Origin of the sequence: Pseudomonas sp. CH235 (genome assembly GCF_004368175.1) — a bacterium.
Classification (GTDB): Bacteria; Pseudomonadota; Gammaproteobacteria; order Pseudomonadales; family Pseudomonadaceae; genus Aquipseudomonas; species Aquipseudomonas paraglycinae.
In genome coordinates this window covers 108,930-126,587 of record NZ_RRZJ01000008.1, presented here as the reverse complement: position 1 = coordinate 126,587, position 17,658 = coordinate 108,930, and the positions used below count along the sequence as shown (strand labels likewise).

21 protein-coding genes are annotated in these 17,658 nt (G+C 58.9%); 19 read left to right on the top strand and 2 right to left on the bottom strand.

Annotated features, from left to right (window positions below; all coding sequences use genetic code 11):
* Positions 1-61 precede the first annotated feature (61 nt).
* On the top strand, positions 62-943 hold the full coding sequence (locus tag EIY71_RS11435; protein ID WP_085748123.1) for a peptidoglycan DD-metalloendopeptidase family protein: 882 nt from the start codon (positions 62-64) through the stop codon (positions 941-943).
* A gap of 106 nt (positions 944-1,049) precedes the next feature.
* Positions 1,050-2,057 (top strand): RNA polymerase sigma factor RpoS, encoded by a 1,008-nt coding sequence (rpoS, locus tag EIY71_RS11430; RefSeq protein ID WP_007954831.1) that lies wholly within the window; start codon positions 1,050-1,052, stop codon positions 2,055-2,057.
* A gap of 489 nt (positions 2,058-2,546) precedes the next feature.
* Here rpoS and fdxA read toward each other — a convergent pair whose 3' ends face one another.
* Both fdxA and mutS read right to left on the bottom strand, forming a co-directional pair.
* On the bottom strand, positions 2,547-2,870 hold the full coding sequence (gene fdxA, locus EIY71_RS11425; protein WP_007908827.1) for a ferredoxin FdxA: 324 nt from the start codon (positions 2,868-2,870) through the stop codon (positions 2,547-2,549).
* Positions 2,871-3,033: 163 nt separating this feature from the next.
* Positions 3,034-5,616, bottom strand: a complete 2,583-nt coding sequence (mutS, locus tag EIY71_RS11420; RefSeq protein WP_102686561.1) for a DNA mismatch repair protein MutS — start codon at positions 5,614-5,616, stop codon at positions 3,034-3,036.
* Positions 5,617-5,826: 210 nt separating this feature from the next.
* On the opposite strand from mutS, the gene EIY71_RS11415 reads away from it, so the two are divergent.
* From EIY71_RS11415 to EIY71_RS11335, 17 genes are all read left to right on the top strand, one after another.
* Positions 5,827-6,561, top strand: a complete 735-nt coding sequence (locus EIY71_RS11415; protein ID WP_085666844.1) for an XRE family transcriptional regulator — start codon at positions 5,827-5,829, stop codon at positions 6,559-6,561.
* A gap of 512 nt (positions 6,562-7,073) precedes the next feature.
* On the top strand, positions 7,074-7,490 hold the full coding sequence (locus EIY71_RS11410) for a tail fiber assembly protein (protein WP_102686562.1): 417 nt from the start codon (positions 7,074-7,076) through the stop codon (positions 7,488-7,490).
* Positions 7,491-7,619: 129 nt separating this feature from the next.
* Entirely contained in the window at positions 7,620-8,048 is a 429-nt protein-coding gene (locus tag EIY71_RS11405; RefSeq protein WP_085748126.1) for a tail fiber assembly protein, read from the top strand.
* Between the two features lie 144 nt (positions 8,049-8,192).
* On the top strand, positions 8,193-8,384 hold the full coding sequence (locus tag EIY71_RS11400) for a Com family DNA-binding transcriptional regulator (RefSeq protein ID WP_085748127.1): 192 nt from the start codon (positions 8,193-8,195) through the stop codon (positions 8,382-8,384).
* Between the two features lie 4 nt (positions 8,385-8,388).
* On the top strand, positions 8,389-8,967 hold the full coding sequence (locus EIY71_RS11395; protein ID WP_102686563.1) for a DUF642 domain-containing protein: 579 nt from the start codon (positions 8,389-8,391) through the stop codon (positions 8,965-8,967).
* A 111-nt stretch (positions 8,968-9,078) separates the two neighbouring features.
* Positions 9,079-9,417 carry a phage holin family protein gene (locus EIY71_RS11390; protein WP_007954843.1) on the top strand — a complete coding sequence of 113 codons (339 nt, stop codon included), beginning with the start codon at positions 9,079-9,081 and terminating at the stop codon, positions 9,415-9,417.
* A gap of 74 nt (positions 9,418-9,491) precedes the next feature.
* The gene (locus EIY71_RS11385) at positions 9,492-10,013 is read left to right on the top strand and encodes a hypothetical protein (RefSeq protein ID WP_102686564.1); all 522 of its coding nucleotides are present in this window, start codon (positions 9,492-9,494) and stop codon (positions 10,011-10,013) included.
* Positions 10,014-10,016: 3 nt separating this feature from the next.
* Positions 10,017-10,625, top strand: a complete 609-nt coding sequence (locus EIY71_RS11380; RefSeq protein WP_102686565.1) for a phage baseplate assembly protein V — start codon at positions 10,017-10,019, stop codon at positions 10,623-10,625.
* Positions 10,626-10,639: 14 nt separating this feature from the next.
* A complete protein-coding gene (locus EIY71_RS11375; protein ID WP_085683341.1) occupies positions 10,640-10,972 on the top strand; it encodes a phage baseplate protein in 333 nt (110 codons plus the stop codon).
* Positions 10,969-11,964: a baseplate J/gp47 family protein gene (locus EIY71_RS11370; protein WP_102686566.1), complete on the top strand. Its 996-nt coding sequence runs from the start codon at positions 10,969-10,971 to the stop codon at positions 11,962-11,964. The genes EIY71_RS11375 and EIY71_RS11370 overlap by 4 nt, the downstream gene beginning before the upstream one ends.
* Positions 11,961-12,596, top strand: a complete 636-nt coding sequence (locus tag EIY71_RS11365; protein WP_102686567.1) for a phage tail protein I — start codon at positions 11,961-11,963, stop codon at positions 12,594-12,596. The genes EIY71_RS11370 and EIY71_RS11365 overlap by 4 nt, the downstream gene beginning before the upstream one ends.
* A complete protein-coding gene (locus EIY71_RS11360; RefSeq protein WP_085748133.1) occupies positions 12,597-14,555 on the top strand; it encodes a phage tail protein in 1,959 nt (652 codons plus the stop codon).
* An 11-nt stretch (positions 14,556-14,566) separates the two neighbouring features.
* Positions 14,567-14,989 (top strand): phage tail assembly chaperone, encoded by a 423-nt coding sequence (locus EIY71_RS11355; protein WP_102686568.1) that lies wholly within the window; start codon positions 14,567-14,569, stop codon positions 14,987-14,989.
* Between the two features lie 103 nt (positions 14,990-15,092).
* The gene (locus tag EIY71_RS11350; RefSeq protein WP_039771239.1) at positions 15,093-15,278 is read left to right on the top strand and encodes a hypothetical protein; all 186 of its coding nucleotides are present in this window, start codon (positions 15,093-15,095) and stop codon (positions 15,276-15,278) included.
* A gap of 2 nt (positions 15,279-15,280) precedes the next feature.
* Positions 15,281-16,447 carry a phage tail protein gene (locus tag EIY71_RS11345; protein ID WP_102686569.1) on the top strand — a complete coding sequence of 389 codons (1,167 nt, stop codon included), beginning with the start codon at positions 15,281-15,283 and terminating at the stop codon, positions 16,445-16,447.
* Entirely contained in the window at positions 16,447-16,953 is a 507-nt protein-coding gene (locus EIY71_RS11340) for a phage major tail tube protein (protein WP_102686570.1), read from the top strand. Before EIY71_RS11345 ends, EIY71_RS11340 begins: the two co-directional genes overlap by 1 nt.
* 80 nt (positions 16,954-17,033) lie before the next feature.
* The gene (locus EIY71_RS11335; RefSeq protein ID WP_102686571.1) at positions 17,034-17,615 is read left to right on the top strand and encodes a phage tail assembly protein; all 582 of its coding nucleotides are present in this window, start codon (positions 17,034-17,036) and stop codon (positions 17,613-17,615) included.
* Positions 17,616-17,658: the final 43 nt, after the last annotated feature.

Here is a 17,658-nt window from a genome sequence, read left to right as displayed (position 1 = left end):
GCGAAGTTTTATGCCGGAATCGGCATTCCACATTTTTCAGCCACCACAAAGGGAGCGGCGGGTGAGTCTCACAGTCATTGCGCAGCGTATGGGTAACACGAGCTTTCAGCGCCTGGTGACTGGCCTTGTCTTGAGCACCTTGCTGGTCGGTTGCTCCAGCACAAAATCGAGCAACGTTCGGGTCGTCGATCGCAACAATGCGGTGGCCCAGCGTCCGGTCGTGACGACCGGGCAGTATGTAGTCCGTCCGGGCGATACTTTGTTTTCCATCGCTTTTCGCTACGGCTGGGACTACAAAGCCCTCGCTGCCCGGAACAACATTCCTACGCCATACACGATCCATCCGGGTCAGACGATTCGCTTCGACGGACGCACCGGTTCAACGTCGACGGCGGTCGTCACCAACTCCGGCTCTTCAGCGTCTTCGTCCAGCAAAACCACGGTTATCCGGCGCCAGGCAAATGGCACGACAACCACCACGACCACGGGTTCCGGTGCGGCTTCCACGGCGGTTGTACCGTCCGTCGCCAACAAGCAAACCCCCGCTCCGTTGCCTCCACCGGGCCCGGCCCCGACCGGCTGGGGATGGCCATCTAATGGCATTCTGATTGGAAAATTCTCTTCAAACGGTAGTTTGAATAAAGGAATTGATATCGCCGGAGATTTGGGACAGCCTGTTTTAGCTGCGTCTGATGGGACGGTGGTATACGCCGGGAGTGGCTTAAGGGGCTACGGCGAATTGGTCATCATCAAACACAGCGAAACCTACGTCAGTGCTTACGGACACAACCGTCGGCTGTTGGTACGGGAGGGGCAGCAGGTCAAGGTCGGACAGACAATTGCCGAAATGGGGTCAACGGGTACAGACCGGGTGAAACTGCATTTTGAGATTCGCCGACAAGGTAAACCTGTAGATCCGCTGCAGTTCCTGCCAAGACGTTGATTTGCAGACCAGCCTGTTCCGTCGCGTAGAGGGGACAGGCTCCAGCGTTGCCAAGGATAAAGGCGCCGCTTGAGCTTGGGGTCGAACTCACCAAAGGACTATAACAATGGCTCTCAGTAAAGAAGTGCCGGAGTTTGACATCGACGATGAGGTTCTCCTGATGGAGACCGGCATCGATTCGGATTCGATGTCGAATGATGAAGGGGCTGCTCCACCTTCCGTTCGTGCCAAATCCAAACACTCCGCTTCACTTAAACAACATAAGTACATCGATTACACTCGGGCACTCGATGCCACGCAGCTGTACCTCAACGAAATCGGCTTTTCCCCACTGCTCTCCCCGGAAGAAGAAGTTCATTTTGCGCGCTTGTCGCAAAGTGGCGACCCTGCCGGGCGCAAGCGCATGATCGAAAGTAACCTGCGGCTGGTGGTCAAAATCGCCCGGCGTTACGTCAATCGGGGGCTGTCGCTGCTGGATCTGATCGAAGAGGGCAACCTCGGATTGATCCGCGCGGTGGAAAAGTTCGATCCGGAGCGTGGCTTCCGCTTCTCGACCTACGCGACCTGGTGGATTCGTCAGACCATCGAACGCGCGATCATGAATCAGACCCGGACCATCCGGTTGCCGATCCATGTGGTCAAGGAGCTCAACGTGTACCTGCGGGCTGCACGGGAGCTGACGCAAAAGCTCGACCACGAACCTTCACCCGAAGAAATCGCCAACCTGCTGGAAAAACCGGTGGGCGAAGTCAAGCGCATGCTGGGCTTGAACGAGCGGGTTTCTTCGGTCGACGTCTCGCTGGGTCCGGATTCGGATAAAACCCTGCTGGACACCCTGACGGATGACCGTCCGACCGATCCATGTGAACTGCTGCAGGATGACGACCTGTCGCAGAGCATCGATCAATGGCTCTCGGAGCTGACCGACAAGCAACGCGAGGTGGTCGTGCGCCGCTTCGGCCTGCGCGGCCATGAGAGCAGCACGCTGGAAGATGTAGGCCTGGAGATCGGCCTGACCCGGGAACGGGTGAGACAGATCCAGGTAGAAGGCCTCAAGCGCCTTCGGGAAATTCTCGAGAAAAACGGCCTGTCGAGCGAGTCGCTGTTTCAATAAGCCACCCGCATGACCGCTATACAGAAAGCCCCGACTGGTTCGGGGCTTTTTGTTGGCGCACTGAAAGCGGGAGGCGTTCCCACCTTGTAGGTTTGCGTTGTAAGCCTTTGCTGACTGTATCGTAAGTGTTCGTTATTTTTACACTGCCGCTGAAGGCGATTGCGCTCATGGCTGAATCGTAACGCAATGATTTATATGGTTATTTTTTAATGTGAAGGGCTTATGACAGCAGGTTAGTGCGCTGGAGGCCAGTTGCCGCCGGCGGGGAAATCTCTAGTATCTGGGTTGTGTCGACGGATAGACACGCCCTTCAAGGAAGAGGGGAACGGACATCGCAGGAAGCGATTCATCAGGACGATGAAAAGGAACACAGGGAATAGGGAAAAAATGTGGGCGGGTCAAACCGCCCCTTTTTTTTGCCTGAAATAAAGCAAAACCCGCAAAAGCAAAAAGGCCCGCAAGGGGCCTTTTCTTCAAACGCGGGACAGATCAGCGTTCGAGGTCTTTGATCTTGCCTTTGACGCCATCCCACTCTTCGGCATCCGGCAGCGATTCTTTCTTTTCGGTGATGTTCGGCCAGATCTCGGCCAGTTCTACGTTCAGCTGAATGAATTCCTGCATCTCTTCCGGAACTTCGTCCTCTGAGAAAATGGCCACGGCCGGGCATTCCGGCTCGCACAGGGCGCAGTCGATGCACTCGTCCGGGTGAATCACCAGGAAGTTCGGGCCTTCGTAAAAGCAGTCCACCGGACAGACTTCTACGCAGTCGGTGTACTTGCACTTGATGCAGTTGTCGGTGACGACGAAGGTCATTTCTAATTTTCTCCTCAGGCGGCGGCAGCGTTGCCCCTTCACGGTTGGGGTCGCCAGGTTCGGGAGCGATGTCTGCCAGCCAGGCTATTAGCCAGCAGCATCCCAAACCGCGCGAGATTCTAACAGCTTGAAGCCGTTTGCGTTATATCCGGTTCGTCGGTGCTTAGATCCGGTTCTTTAGTGCATAGAGCATTTCGAGTGCACGACGCGGTGTCACGTCATCCAGATCCAGCTTGGCCAACTCATCCAGCACCGGGTGCGGCAGGCTGGCGAACATGTCGCTCTGCTGCGGCGTCGCCGGTTTGCCCTTGACGGCCGGTTTTGGCGCCTCATGCGGCAGCGCGGTATCTTCCAGGCGGCTCAAGTGCTCACGAGCACGTACGATCACTTCGCTTGGCACACCGGCCAACTGCGCGACCGCAAGGCCGTAGCTCTGGCTCGCGGGCCCTGGCAACACATGGTGCAGAAACACGATGCGCTCGTTGTGTTCGGTGGCGTTGAGGTGCACGTTGGCCACCAGCGGTTCGGCTTCCGGCAACACGGTCAGTTCGAAATAGTGCGTCGCAAACAGAGTATAGGCGCGCAGCTGCGCCAGACGCTCCGCCGCCGCCCACGCCAGGGACAGACCGTCGAAGGTGCTGGTGCCGCGACCGACTTCGTCCATCAGCACCAGGCTGCGCTCGGTGGCGTTGTGCAGGATGTTCGCGGTCTCGCTCATTTCCACCATGAAGGTCGAGCGCCCGCCGGCGAGGTCGTCGCTGGAACCGATCCTGGTGAAAATCCGGTCCACCAGCGACAGTTCGCAACTGGCCGCCGGCACGAAGCTGCCGATGTGTGCCAGCAGCACGATCAGAGCAGTCTGGCGCATATAGGTGGATTTACCGCCCATGTTCGGACCCGTGATCACCAGCATGCGGGTGTTGTCGTCCAGGCTCAGGTCGTTGGCCACGAACGGCGTGGTCAGCACTTGCTCGACCACCGGGTGACGGCCCTGGGAGATACGCATGCACGGTTCGCTGACGAATGTCGGGCAATTCAGGTCGAGATTCAGCGCACGTTCGGCGAGGTTGCTCAGCACGTCCAGCTCAGCCAGGGCGCCAGCGGTGTCCTGCAACGGCGGCAACTGGCTGATCAGGTCTTCCAGCAACGCCTCGTAGAGCATTTTCTCGCGAGCCAGAGCGCGGCTCTTGGCCGACAGTGCCTTGTCTTCAAACTCTTTCAGTTCCGGGGTGATGAAGCGTTCGGCACCTTTGAGGGTCTGACGGCGGATGTAGTCTGCCGGCGCCGATTCAGCCTGCTTGCTTGGCAATTCGATGAAGTAGCCATGAATGCGGTTGTAGCCGACTTTGAGATTGGCGAGGCCGGTGCGGGCCTTTTCACGGGCTTCCAGATCGATCAGGAACTGGCCGGCGTTCTCGCTCAGCGATTGCAGTTCGTCTAGCTCGCTGTCGTAACCGGTTTTCAGCACGCCGCCGTCACGGATTACCGCTGGCGGGTTGTCGATGATGGCTTTTTCCAGCAGCGCCGCCAGTTCCGGGTAAGTGCTGGTGGTGGTCGCCAGACGTTGCAGGTGCGGCGCCTCGAGATCGGACATCGCCACTTGCAGTTCAGGCAGCGCACCGAGCGCATCACGCAGGCGAGCGAGGTCGCGAGGGCGGGCATTGCGCAGGCCGATCCGCGCCAGAATCCGCTCGATGTCGCCGATTTCCTTGAGTTGCGGTTGCAGGTTTTCAAAACGATAGCGGTCGAGCAGGCAAGTGATCGAGGTCTGGCGAGCCAGCAGCACAGTCAGGTCGCGCAGCGGACGGTTGAGCCAACGGGTCAGCAAACGGCTGCCCATGGCCGTCTGGCAACGGTCGACCACCGATTGCAGGGTGTTGTCGCGGCCGCCAGCCAGGTTGGTGTCGAGTTCGAGGTTGCGGCGGCTGGCGCCGTCCAGCACCACGGTGTCGTCCAGCCGCTCATGGCGCAAGCTGCGCAAGTGGGGCAGGGCGGTGCGCTGGGTTTCCTTGGCATACGCCAGCAGGCAACCGGCGGCGCCGATTGCCAGGGTCAGGGTTTCGCAGCCAAAGCCTTTCAGGTCCTGGGTGGAGAATTGCTGACAGAGGCTTTTCAGCGCCGAATCGCGCTCGAAATCCCACGGTGCACGACGACGTACCCCACGGCGTTTTTCTGCCGGCAAGTCTTTTGGCCAATCATCCGGGATCAACAACTCGACCGGATTGACCCGCTCCAGCTCCGCCAGCAGGTTTTCCCAGCCCTTGATCTCCAGCACGGTGAAATTGCCGCTGGTGATGTCCAGCACAGCCAGGCCGAACAGGCGCTCGTCGCCCAGCACCGCCGCGATCAGATTATCGCGACGCTCATCCAGCAACGCCTCGTCACTGACCGTACCCGGGGTGATGATCCGCACCACCTGACGTTCCACCGGGCCTTTACTGGTGGCCGGGTCGCCGACCTGCTCGCAGATCACCACCGACTCGCCGAGCTTGACCAGCTTCGCCAGGTAGCCTTCCGCCGCGTGATACGGAATCCCGCACATCGGAATCGCCTGCCCAGCCGACTGCCCGCGCGCGGTCAGGGTGATGTCCAGCAACTTGGCCGCCTTCTTCGCGTCCTCGTAGAAGATCTCGTAGAAGTCGCCCATGCGGTAGAACATCAGCTGGTCCGGGTGCTGATTTTTCAGGCGCCAGTACTGCTGCATCATCGGAGTGTGGGAGGACAGGTCGGAGACGGCTTTATTCATCGGATTGTCAGGCAACTCGTTCAAAGGTGTGGGGCAAAAGCGCGGCAGTGGCCGGGCTTTTCCGCGATGGGCGCAAGGTTACCATGGGCGGTCTGTCGGACGCAGGCATCGCGGTCGGGTGACATGCATCGGTGGTAAAAAGGTCGACTATGCACGATTTATGCAAATCAGCATTTGTCTTCCCGAAAAACTTCAAGCACTATGCGCGTTATGCAAAAACGCAACGTATCTACCGTCTTAAGAGCACTGCTCGACCAGCACGGGATCTCCCCCACGGAGCTCCACCGTCGCACCGGCGTGCCTCAATCCACGCTCTCGCGGATTCTCAGCGGGAAGATCGTCGATCCTTCGGATAAACACATCTCGAAGATCGCCGAGTACTTCGCCGTGAGCACCGATCAGTTGCGCGGGCGCGCGGATGTTGCGCCTGCCGCCAACGGCGGACGCGACGAGTTGCATTCCGAACTCAAGGACATAAGCCTGTGGGACGACGACACCCCCGTCGATGACGATGAGGTGTCGGTGCCCTTTCTTCGCGAGGTTGAATTGGCTGCTGGATCAGGAAGATTCGTCATCGAAGAGAGCGAACGCTCCAGCCTGCGCTTCGGCAAGCGCAGCCTGCGCCATAACGGTGTGCAGTTCGATCAGGCCAAATGCGTGACGGTACGGGGCAACAGCATGTTGCCGGTACTACGCGACGGTGCCACGGTTGGCGTCAACGCCGGCAAGTGCGGGATCGGCGACATCATCGATGGCGACCTCTACGCCATCAACCACAACGGTCAACTTCGGGTGAAACAGCTCTATCGCCTGCCTACCGGTATCCGTCTGCGCAGCTTCAACCGCGATGAACATCCGGACGAGGACTACAGCTTCCAGGATATGCAGGAAGAGCAGATCGTCATCCTCGGTCACGTCTTCTGGTGGGGCATGTACGCCCGGTAACCTGATTTCTTTCTGACAAAACCCGCCTCGGCGGGTTTTTTTTCGCCTGTAGAAAACCGGGCAACCCTTGATTGGCGGGGCTTCCATGCATCCGCGCATTTCTCGTGCATAAATAAATGCATTTACGCATTGACTGTATATGCATCCATGCATATTCTTGCCACCAAGCCGCTCGACAAAGCGGCTGGCAACAACAGCTCTTTAGTTCCACAAGAACAGGCAGCGATGAACCGGCCTCAACGGTTCAGAGGGTTGGCAACTGACCCGGGTGTGCAGCGTAAAGCACCAGAAGCAGTTATCCGGCGGGCAGGGACCGCGGTCGGAAAAACAATTTGAATGGACTCGTACCGCGCCAGTAGCGCCGAAAAGTCAGCTTCCTTCACGAACACAGGATTGAAGGAAGGCAAAGGAGTGCATTACTGAAAAGCCCGGCGGATTGCCGGGCTTTTTGGAATGCCTTCTGGGCAGAAACAGAAATGCCGGGAGGCCGGCAATCAAAAAGGATGATGACCATGAAGAAGTACGTGCGTGTTGTGGATGGCAAAGTCGACAACATCTTCGAAACCAACAACCCGATCACCGACGATTTTCCGGCGAGTCAAGTCTGGGTGGATGTCACCGCATTGCCAAAGATCGACTACTCCTGGAACGCGGTGAATACCGATGGCGTCTGGACCTTTACCGACAGCGATATGTGGGGTCAGCCATCGCAGTTGTCCATGCAGCTGCGCGCCGAACGTTCCCGCCGATTTGATCGAGTCAACGCCACTCTGCTGGCTACCGCCCTGGAGCAGAAGGTTGAGCTGGGTCTGGCGACGCCTGCCGATATCGCGGGGTTGCAGGCTTACAAGCAGTTTTTCGTTGATATGAGCAACGTCAACAAACAGCTAGGTTACCCGCTGGCAATCACCTGGCCTGAAGTTCCATAAATCACCGTTTCATGACTCTGCATAAGGACCGCATGACTGAATGACCCGGCGTATAGCCGGGCTTTCTGGATTGCCTGTCCGGCAGGAACGGAAATGCCGGGATTCCGGCAATCAAAAAGGACGATAAGAATGAATCGATACGTTTTCATCACGATGCCCAATTCCAAGGTATATCGGGTGGTTGATACCGACGAAGGGATGCCGGTCAGCTTTCCTGACGGATTGGGGGGGCTGTGGGTGGATGCCACAGGAAACACGGAAGTCGTGGTCGGATGGAATGCCCGACTGGTCAACAACCAGTGGGAGTTGCATGCGCCCACTTTCGAAGAGGTGGCAAGCCAGGTCAAGTTCCTCGCCACTGAGAAGCTATCGAATGCCAAAGGTTGGCTGACGTTCAACCCGCTGGATTACAAGCAGGATCTGGGCATCGCAACGCCGGAGGAAGAAGCGGCGTTGCTGGCTTACAAGCAATACGTCATCGCCGTGTGCGATTACAGGAATCAACCGGGTTACCCGTACACCATGATTTGGCCGACAGAGCCTTTTTCGCTGGTTTGAATCGACGACCCGATTGTTCTGGTCTGTATGACCGAAAAGCCCGGCCCCTGCGCCGGGCTTTCTGGAATGCCTGCCTGAGGCAGGCGCTTCAACAAGGTTTCGCGGCATGAGCAAGGCCACGCAGAGAATCAAAAGGATTTGTCGATGTTGAAAGAGTGCCGCTGCGGCCATTGCAAAAGACTGCTCGCCCGGGTGGGCGAGTACACAGAACTCCAGATCAAATGTTCCCGCTGCGGAACGTTGAATCATGTGAAGGCCGCGAGCCCCGAGCGATCGCCTGTGAGCGACATGCGTGCTGCATCGTCAGCACAACCTGATCAATCTCCTCATAGGTAAAGACATGAACATTCTCAAGAAATACGTAGCACCGTTTCTCGCTGTTGCACTGCTGGGCAATGGCGGCAGCGCAATTGCCGCCAACCTCCTGGTGAACGGCAGCTTTGAACAATCGACATGCGGTGGTGGCTGCATTCTGGACACCCCGGCAAAAACCAATGCCATCACAGGCTGGACGACGTTCCTGTCCGGTGCCGAATACTTCAACATGCCCAATGCCATCGGCGGTTCTGTGGCAGCGGATGGCGTGATGATCGTCGACCTGGCCAACTACGTTTATGGCAACGGTGGCGGGATTCAGCAGAATTTCGCGACCACTCCGGGCGCCAAGTACCGTCTGACTTTCAGTGCCGGCAACTCCCGATTCGCCAGCCGCTCCGGCGACGGTGTCATTCAGGTGAAAGTGGCCGGGCAAACCGCTGCGTTCAACACACCGACAGCCAAAGGCGTCGCGGTCGAGTGGAGCACCGTCACTTACGAGTTCACCGCGATTACCGCGCAGACAACTCTGGCGTTTTCCAACGAGCAGAACCCGTACGCCAACTACGCCTTCATCGACAACGTCATTGTCGAGCGCCTGTAACTGCTGAATGCGCGGAACCTTTCGCTGTTCTTCCCCGCATCAGAGGCGACACCCGTCCGGTGTCGCCTCTTCACTTTCTCTTCATTCATCAACGCTTTCAGGAGGCGTGACATGACAAACGAGCAACAAGCGTTGCTGGACATGCCAATCTGGCTGGTCATCCTCCTTGCCGTGGCGGGCGGGGTGTCCGGCGAAATGTGGCGCGCCGACAAGGAGGGCGCCCGCGGCTGGCCGCTGCTGCGGCGGCTTGCCTTGCGCTCCGGTGCCTGCATGATCTGCGGCGTGTCGGCAATCATGCTGCTGTACGCCGCCGGCATGTCGATCTGGGCCGCCGGGGCATTTGGTTGCCTCACTGCAATGGCCGGTGCCGACGTCGCCATCGGCCTTTACGAACGCTGGGCTGCCAAGCGCATCGGCGTCTGCGAAGTTCCGCCGCGCGACCCGCAATAACCCATTCACTTTCCTGTCTCGCTGCACGCCGTGCGGCAGGACTTCGCGTGGACATCAGAAAAAGGAGGTCAAGCATGCCCACACCGATCCAGCAGCCTTCGCAGTTGTTCACGGCGATGGCGACAGCCTTGCGCAACAGCTCCGATCTGAACGTGCAGGTCGGTAATCACGATGACTTCACGGCCCCCGGCGACAAGGCCTGGGTGTTGATCGATATCGAACGCAATGCATCGGGAGAGCGCGCCGCCAACGGACGGATTGCCCATGTGCTGACGCTGTCGCTGCAAGTCATTCCGGCGCTGTCCGCCACGGCATTTGCCGCCTGTGATCTGATCGCCGCGCTGAAGAACCTGATCACCGACAACCGCTGGGGCTTGCCCGGCGAGCAATGCGATCTGCCGATGAACATCGATGGAATGCCGTCATTGCTCGTCCACGCCGATCAGCCAAACAAAGCCTGGACGCTGTCGTTCAACCAGACCCTCTACCTGGGCCCGACCCTGCTGGACGACCCGCTCGGCACACCGAAATTCGCCCGCACCTGGGAAGTCAGCGACATCGACGATCCCGACCAATACACCTCGCTGGAGGCCTGATCGATGTTCGACGCATTACTGCGAATGCACATGGCACCGATCATCGAGCGCCTGGCGGAAATGGAAGCGGAGATTGAAGACCTGCACCGGCGTGCCGAGAGTTATTGCCGCATCGGCATCTGTCAGGAAGTGGATGCCGCGAGCAACACCTGCCGGGTCAGTCACGGTGGTTTGCTCACCCCGGCCATCAAATTCTTCAACCCCAGCGCCGGCGCGCAGAGCGAGTCGCGGATCCCGACGGAGGGCGAACAGTGTCTGCTGTTCAACTACGGCAGTGGCGAAAGCGGTGCGCAGAGCGTGGCGTTGTTCGGCCTGAACAGCGACCGCTTTCCGCCTACCTCGACGGTGCCGACGTTGACTCGTCGCGTCCATCAGGACGGCAGCGAAAGCGGCTACGACGACGCCACGCACACCCTGCACTGGCAAAACGGTCCGGCAGCTTTCAACGGTTCTCGCGAATCGCTTGAGCTGAGCATCGGCCCGGCGCGGCTGGCGATGACGCCCCAGTTGATCAACCTGCAACTGGGTGCTGTCGGGCTGACCATCGACGCCTCTGGCGTGCACTTCAGTGGCCCGCTGGTGGATCACCAGGGTCGCGTCATCAGCCCCTGAATCAAGAGCCTCCCATGATCGGAATCGATAGAGACAGCGGGGCCACGGTCGACGACTGGCTGCAATTCGTGCAGCGCGCGACACGAGCCCTGACCACGCCGCTGGGCACCCGGCAAAAAAGGCCCCTTTATGGTTCGTTGATACCCACGCTGCTAGGGCAAAACCTGGGCGACGACATCCTGTTGCTCGCCCAGAGCCACGCAGCTCAAGCGTTCTACAACCCGCAAAACGGCATCAGCGATTTTCAGCCCGGCGTGATCGTCGCCACCCGACAGGGCGCGGGTTTGCTGTTGCGATTTGCCGGCACCTGGAAAAACCGCCAACAGACTTTCGAGGTCGTGACATGAGCATGTTGATCCCTGGCCAGAACCAGTTGGCCGAACCGTCGCTGATCACCGTCGACGTTTTCGAAGACTTGCTCGCCGAGTTCAAGACGTTCGTCGTCGAGTATGTCGGCGCGCGTTCGCCGCAGAGCGCGGCCAAACTCAAGGCCAGCCTGGAGAACGAAAGCGAACTGCTGACACTGGCGCTTGAGGCTTTCTGCGTTCGGTTGCAAACCCATGAACGCAAATACAACGCCCGGATCAAGCAGATGCTGGCGTGGTGGGCAACGGGCAGCAACCTTGATGCGCGGTTGGCTGACATGGGCCTGGAGCGGCAGTTGCTCGACCCGGGCGATCCGGCGGCGTTCCCGCCAGTGCCAGCGATTTACGAAAGCGACGACGACGCGCGGCTGCGTTATTACCTGGCGCCCCACGCTCCGGCGGCGGGTTCGCGGATGCAATACCGCCGCGAGGTGTTCACCTTGGGCGAACGTCCGACGGTAAAAGTCGAATCCACCGATGCCGGTGTCGTGAACGTCACTTATACCTTCGCCCGGGACGGACTCGCCGCGCAGGTCAAGGACGGCAACGGTCGCCGCACGGCGCCTGGCGAAGTGCAAGTCACCGTGCTTGCCCGCGAGGGCGACGGTACGCCGTCCCCGACCTTGCTTGAAGGCGTGCGCCAACACTTTTCCCGGCCCGACGTCTGTCCGGAAACCGACAAGGTCACGGTCAAAGGCGCAGAGATTCAGCGCTACAAAATCCGCGTCGTGGCGAAGATCAATTCCGGTCCGGATTCGGGCCTGACCAAGGTCGCCGCGCAGCAACACCTGCAGGCCTACGCCGACAGCTGCCATCGCCTGGAGGGCCGGGTCGATCCGAGCTGGATCGACTACACGCTGCACAGCGCCGGCGCCGTGCAATTGCAGATTCTTGAACCGCTGACGCCCATCGTCTGCAGCGCATTTCAAGCGCCGTACTGCACGGCGGTCGAAGTCGAGGTGCAGACGCTATGACCGATCAGACACCGCGTCCGACCCTGCTGCCAGCCAACAGCTCGGCGCTGGAACGGGCCCTCGACATCGGCTTCGGCGCACTACTTGATCGCGTCGCGCCGCCGTTTCCCGAACTGATGAATCCGGCTTCAACTCCCGTCGCCTTCCTGCCGTATCTCGCGGCAGATCGTGGTGTTGCCGAATGGAGCACCGACGCACCGGAAGCGGAAAAGCGCCTGACCGTCGAACTGGCCTGGCCCACCGCGCGCCAGGCCGGCACTCGCAAGGCACTGGAGAACGCCGCCAAGGGTTTGCAGCTCAGGCCGGAAATCCGCGCCTGGTACGAACAGACACCGCCCGGCGAGCCTTACAGCTTTTCCGTGCGGGCCTTCACCGAACAACCCTACAGCGAAGCCATCGACGCCCGTCTCGACCGACGCCTGGCCGATGCCAAGAGCGAGCGGGACGTGCTGTCGGTGTCGGTCGGCCTCAGCGCCTTTGGCAATCACGTCATTGGCGCTGCGACCTTCTGCGGTGAGTTGACCACGGTCTATCCGGTGTTCATTGAAGGGCTCGAAACCTCGGGAGAGGCGTTCTTGGGCGCAGGCATGTACACCGTCGAAACATCCACTATTTATCCTCAGGGGGCCTGAATGGCTGACTATTACACCCTGCTCACCAACGCAGGGATTGCCTACGAAACTGCCTGCAAGGCGGCGGGCGTACCGATCAAGCTGACGCAGATTTCCGTCGGCGACGGCGGCGGCGCGGTCTACAACCCGGCCGCGACGGCTACTGCGCTTAAACGCGAAGTCTGGCGCGGTCCGCTCAATGCGCTGTTCCAGGACGAGAAGAATCCGAGCTGGCTGCTCGCCGAAGTCACCATCCCGCCGGACGTCGGCGGCTGGTATGTGCGTGAAGCCGGGCTGTGGACCGACACCGGCATTCTCTACGCCATCGTCAAATACCCGGAGTCGTTCAAGCCGGTATTGGCCACCTCGGGCTCGGGCAAAGAGTTCTACATCCGCTCGATTTTCGAGACCAGCAATGCCTCGCTGGTGACGCTGCTGATCGATGACACGGTGGTCAAGGCCACTCGGGCGTGGGTGGCTGGTTACGTGGCGGATGAACTGGCTAAGCTCGACAAAAAACAGTCGGTACGGGTCGCAACCAAGGCAAATATTGTTTTGAGCGGCGCCCAAATGATTGACGCGGTTGCTGTCATTTCAGGCGATCGCGTGCTCGTTAAAAACCAGACGCAAGCAAAAGACAACGGAATTTACATTGCGGCAAACGGTGCCTGGATTCGGGCGAAAGATGCCGATACCAGTGCGAAGGTAACGCCTAATCTAGAGGTTACGGTGGAAGCAGGGGCAACCCTCGCTGATACGATCTGGCAGCTGATAACAGATGGCCCGATAGTACTTGATACAACCCCATTGACGTTCCAGGACGTGACGGCGGGTTTTGCTCGTTTGATGTCGCCCGCGTTTGAGGGTGTGCCGACTTGTCCGACACCGGCGCAATTCGATGGTAGTCAGTTGCTGGTCAACGCGGAGTTTGTGCGGCGCCAGGGATTGCAATACTCGTCGTTCAAGTCGGTTGGAACCAGTTACGTCGTGACGCTGGCTGACATTGGTGGACTGGTCAGTCTTTCGAATGCCGGTCCGATCAATTGCACCCTCCCGCCGACCTCGTCGGTTCCCGCTACCGCAACTGCGATCATCACAATAGTCAGCGCTGGTACCGGGGCTGTAACGATTTCCGCAAACGCTGGTGGAGACACCCTGAATACGTCGACCGGGGTCGTTGGGCCAATTGTTCTTGGTCTGGGGGATACGGCAGAGTTCATCAGGTTAAACGGACAATGGCGTTTGATAGGTGGAAGCGTCGCTGTCCGCTATTCAAGTGTTATGAGCGCTCCGGTATTCACCACTCAGCCACAGTTCGACACGAGCAAGGCACTTGCCACCACTGAGTTCGTTCAGCGTGCGGCAGGAAATTTCAGCGGTCAGACGAATATCGTGACTCTGCCGGCTTCGCTGACTCCGGCCATGGCCGGGCGCAGAATCGTTATTACCGGGCCGGGAGCCGTGACATTGCCTCCATTGGTAGCCAGCCCTGTTGGGACTAAGTTCTACATTCTCAACATCGGAGCGGCTGACGTGACACTGAATCGTCAGGGCAATGACACCATCGTAGCGCTCGCTAAAACGCTTACAAGCATTACGATTCAGAGCGGTTCCAATCTTGTCGTTACTTGCGGCGATAACAATTATGTCGTTGAGGAAGGAGTTTCTTCGCTGAAGTACTCGAATGAGTTCTCTGCGTTGCTGTCAGCGAACGGCTATCAGCGACTGCCCTCCGGTTTGATCATTCAGTGGATGACAGCAAATTTTTCAAAGGCGGCACTTTCAACACCTTTTAATTTGCCGACTGCTTTCCCGAACATGAACTTTGGCTGCACGGTATCGCTCACCGACAGCACAATTTATGCCCCTGATGGAGCGCCGGTTGTTGCGGGTATGGCAAATGGTCGAGGGCAGGTGATTTTGCAGTCGAACTACGCATTCAGTTCATCGGCAGTTCGAGTACTTGCGTTCGGAATTTAAAGAGGTGAAACATGATTTATTGCAGCAAGGAAACCGGTCTTTTTCACGATTCTGATTTGGGTGGCGATCTGCCGTCGGATGCCATCGAAATATCGCGCGAACTACATGCTGAGCTTTTGAACGGTCAGTCACAGTTTCTGAGTATCAGTTTTGATACATATCCTCCTGCGTTGATTGAACGGCCACCCCTTCAAGCTGAACAATTGGCTGAGCTTGAGCGAGTATGGCGTAATGCACAATTGTTAAAGACCGATGGAGTCGTTGCACGCCAGCGCGACGAACTGGAGGCCGGCGGAGCAACTACGTTCACCGCTGAGCGATATGCAGAACTCCAAGCCTATCGCCAGGAGTTGCGTACTTGGCCTCAAGGCGCGCTCTTTCCAACGCTTGAACATCGCCCGGTAGCACCTGACTGGCTAACTGACCAAACCTGATAAACGCCCCGCACCCCGGGGCGTTTTCTTTGACGCCCAATTCATTCAACACCCGCCAAGCCCCTCCCAACGAGGGGCTTTCCCGTTTATGGAGAAACGAAAAATGGCAACCCGCCAAACCTACACCGTGCTCGTCCCATTCCCCACCGGCGGTGGGCACTGGTCGAGCGTCGGCCAGGAACTCGATCTGCTCGACGTCGAAGCCAGCGCATTGCACAGCGCCGGTCGACTGGAGCTGAAAACACCTACCACCAAGGCCGTGAAGGCCGCTGCCAAGAAGGCTGACTGACTATGGCTGAGGTTCTGAACTTCGAGCACAACGGCATTACCGTCAATGCCACCGAATCCCCCGAGGCCATGGGTGGCCTGGGCGACAACGTCATCGGTCTGGTCGGCACCGCGCCGAAAGCCGATCCGCTGATTCCGCGCAACGCACCGTTTCGCATCAACAGCTTCACCACCCACGCGCTGCTCGATCCGACTGGCTCGGAAGAGGGCACCCTGTACCACGCCGTTTACCAGATCCTCAAAGTGGTCAAGGTGCCGGTATATGTAGTGATCGTCGAAGCGGGCGCGACCCCGGCCGATACCGTCAACGCCGTGATCGGCGGTGTTGAACCGGCCACCGGCCGCAAGCTTGGTCTGGCCGCATTGGGAAGCGTCCCGGAAGACCTGACCATCATCGGCGCGCCGGGTTTCACCGGCACCAAGGCTGTGGCCAGCGAGTTCGCCTCGTTCGGCAAGCGCATCAAGGCCCGTGTGGTGCTGGATGGCAAGGACGTCTCGGTCGCCGACCAAGTGCTGTACAGCCAGGAACTGGGCGGTGCGGATCTGGGTTTCGACCGTTGCCTGGTGGTGCACAACATGCCGGCCGTGTACTCGAAAGCCGCGAAGAAAAACGTGTTCCTCGCGCCATCCAGTCTGGCGATTGCCGCGCTGGCCAAGGTCAAGCAATGGGAGAGCGCGGGCAACCAGGTGACCTACGCCGAAGACGTGTCGCGGGTCGTGGAATACAACATCCTCGACACCTCCACCGAAGGCGATCTGCTCAACCGCTACGGCGTCAGCTACTACGCCCGCACCATCCTTGGCGGCTTCTCGCTGCTGGGCAACCGCTCGATCACCGGCAAGTTCATCAGCTACGTCGGTCTCGAAGACGCCATCAGCCGCAAGCTGGTGAAAGCCGGCCAGAAAGCCATGGCCAAGAACCTGACCAAGTCGTTCATGGATCAGGAAGTCAAACGCATCAACGACTGGCTGCAAACCCTGGTCGCCGACGAAACCATTCCCGGCGGCAGCGTGTATCTGCACCCGGAACTCAACAGCGTCGAGAAGTACAAGAACGGCACCTGGTACGTGGTCATCGACTACGGCCGCTACGCGCCGAACGAACACATGGTTTATCAACTCAACGCCCGCGATGAAATCATCGAGCAGTTCCTGGAGGACGTTCTCTAATGTTTACCAACCGCGTAAGACAGGCCATCGCGGCCACCCTGCAAGGCCTGCCGCTGTCGGCGACCGTGGAGGAATTCACTCCGCCGAAAATCGATTTCGACATGGAAAGCATGACGGGCGGTCGCTTCATCGTCGAGGAAATGGCCAAGAGCGCCAAGGCGCTGAATGCCACGCTCAAGCTGCAAGGCACCGGCGCTGAAGTGCTGCTGGCGATGGGAGTGAAACTGGGCGACGACATTCTGCTGAACGTGCGTGAAGCCGGTCAGGATCAGGACGGCAACACCTGGTTCACCTATCACACCATTGGCGGCAAGCTCAAAACCATGGGTGAAGAAGCAATCAAAATGGGTGGCAAAGCCCTGACGACGCTTGAGTTTTCCTGCCGCACCTACAACCGCCTGGAAAACGGCGTGCCGGTGATCGACATCGACGTGCGTACCCAGAAGTTCGTCCTCAACGGCGTCGACATCCTCGGTGATGCCCGTCGTGCGGTACTGATGCCGTAAGCCTTTCGGCAGATCAGGCACAAAACCTGTGGGCGTTCATGCCCACAGGAATCTTCAAGAACACCCAAGGAATTCCTTTCATGTCGTGGATGCCACCCAAGCATGACCTGCTGTCGCCGATCACCGGTGACGACGGCTCGCAGATCGAATCGATCCAGCTCAAGCCGCTGTTCTACGCCGCCCAGAAAGAAGCGCTGGAACGCGCAGGCGACGATGAAGACGACCAGTTCTTCGAACTGGCGCTGCTGGCCACCGGCTTGTCGGTCAAGGAACTCGACCAGCTCAAGCGCCCGGACTACGTGACCATCGCGCAGTACGTGCACGAATTCTCGACCCGTCCGGCGTCGTTCTTTCTCGACCAGGTCGAAGACGCGGAACAGTCCGATGATCCCGATCAGGTGCAACTGCTGTTGCCGCTCGCCGTCACCGGCCGCACCGTGACTTCGCTGAGTCTGGAAATGCCGGCGCTGCGGGCCACCAAAGTGATGAAGAAACTGAAAACGGCCAAGGAACGCGCCGAGTTCATCACCGCCCATTGCACCGGCCTGATGATCCCCGATCTGGCCCTGTTGAGCGTGCCGGACTGGACGCAATTGCAGGTGCGCATCGACGATTTTTTAAACCAGCCGGCGGCCTTCTTTCAGAACGCGACATCGAAGTAATCCTCGATATCGTGCCGCTCATTTACCCGGTAAGTGAGGCGGA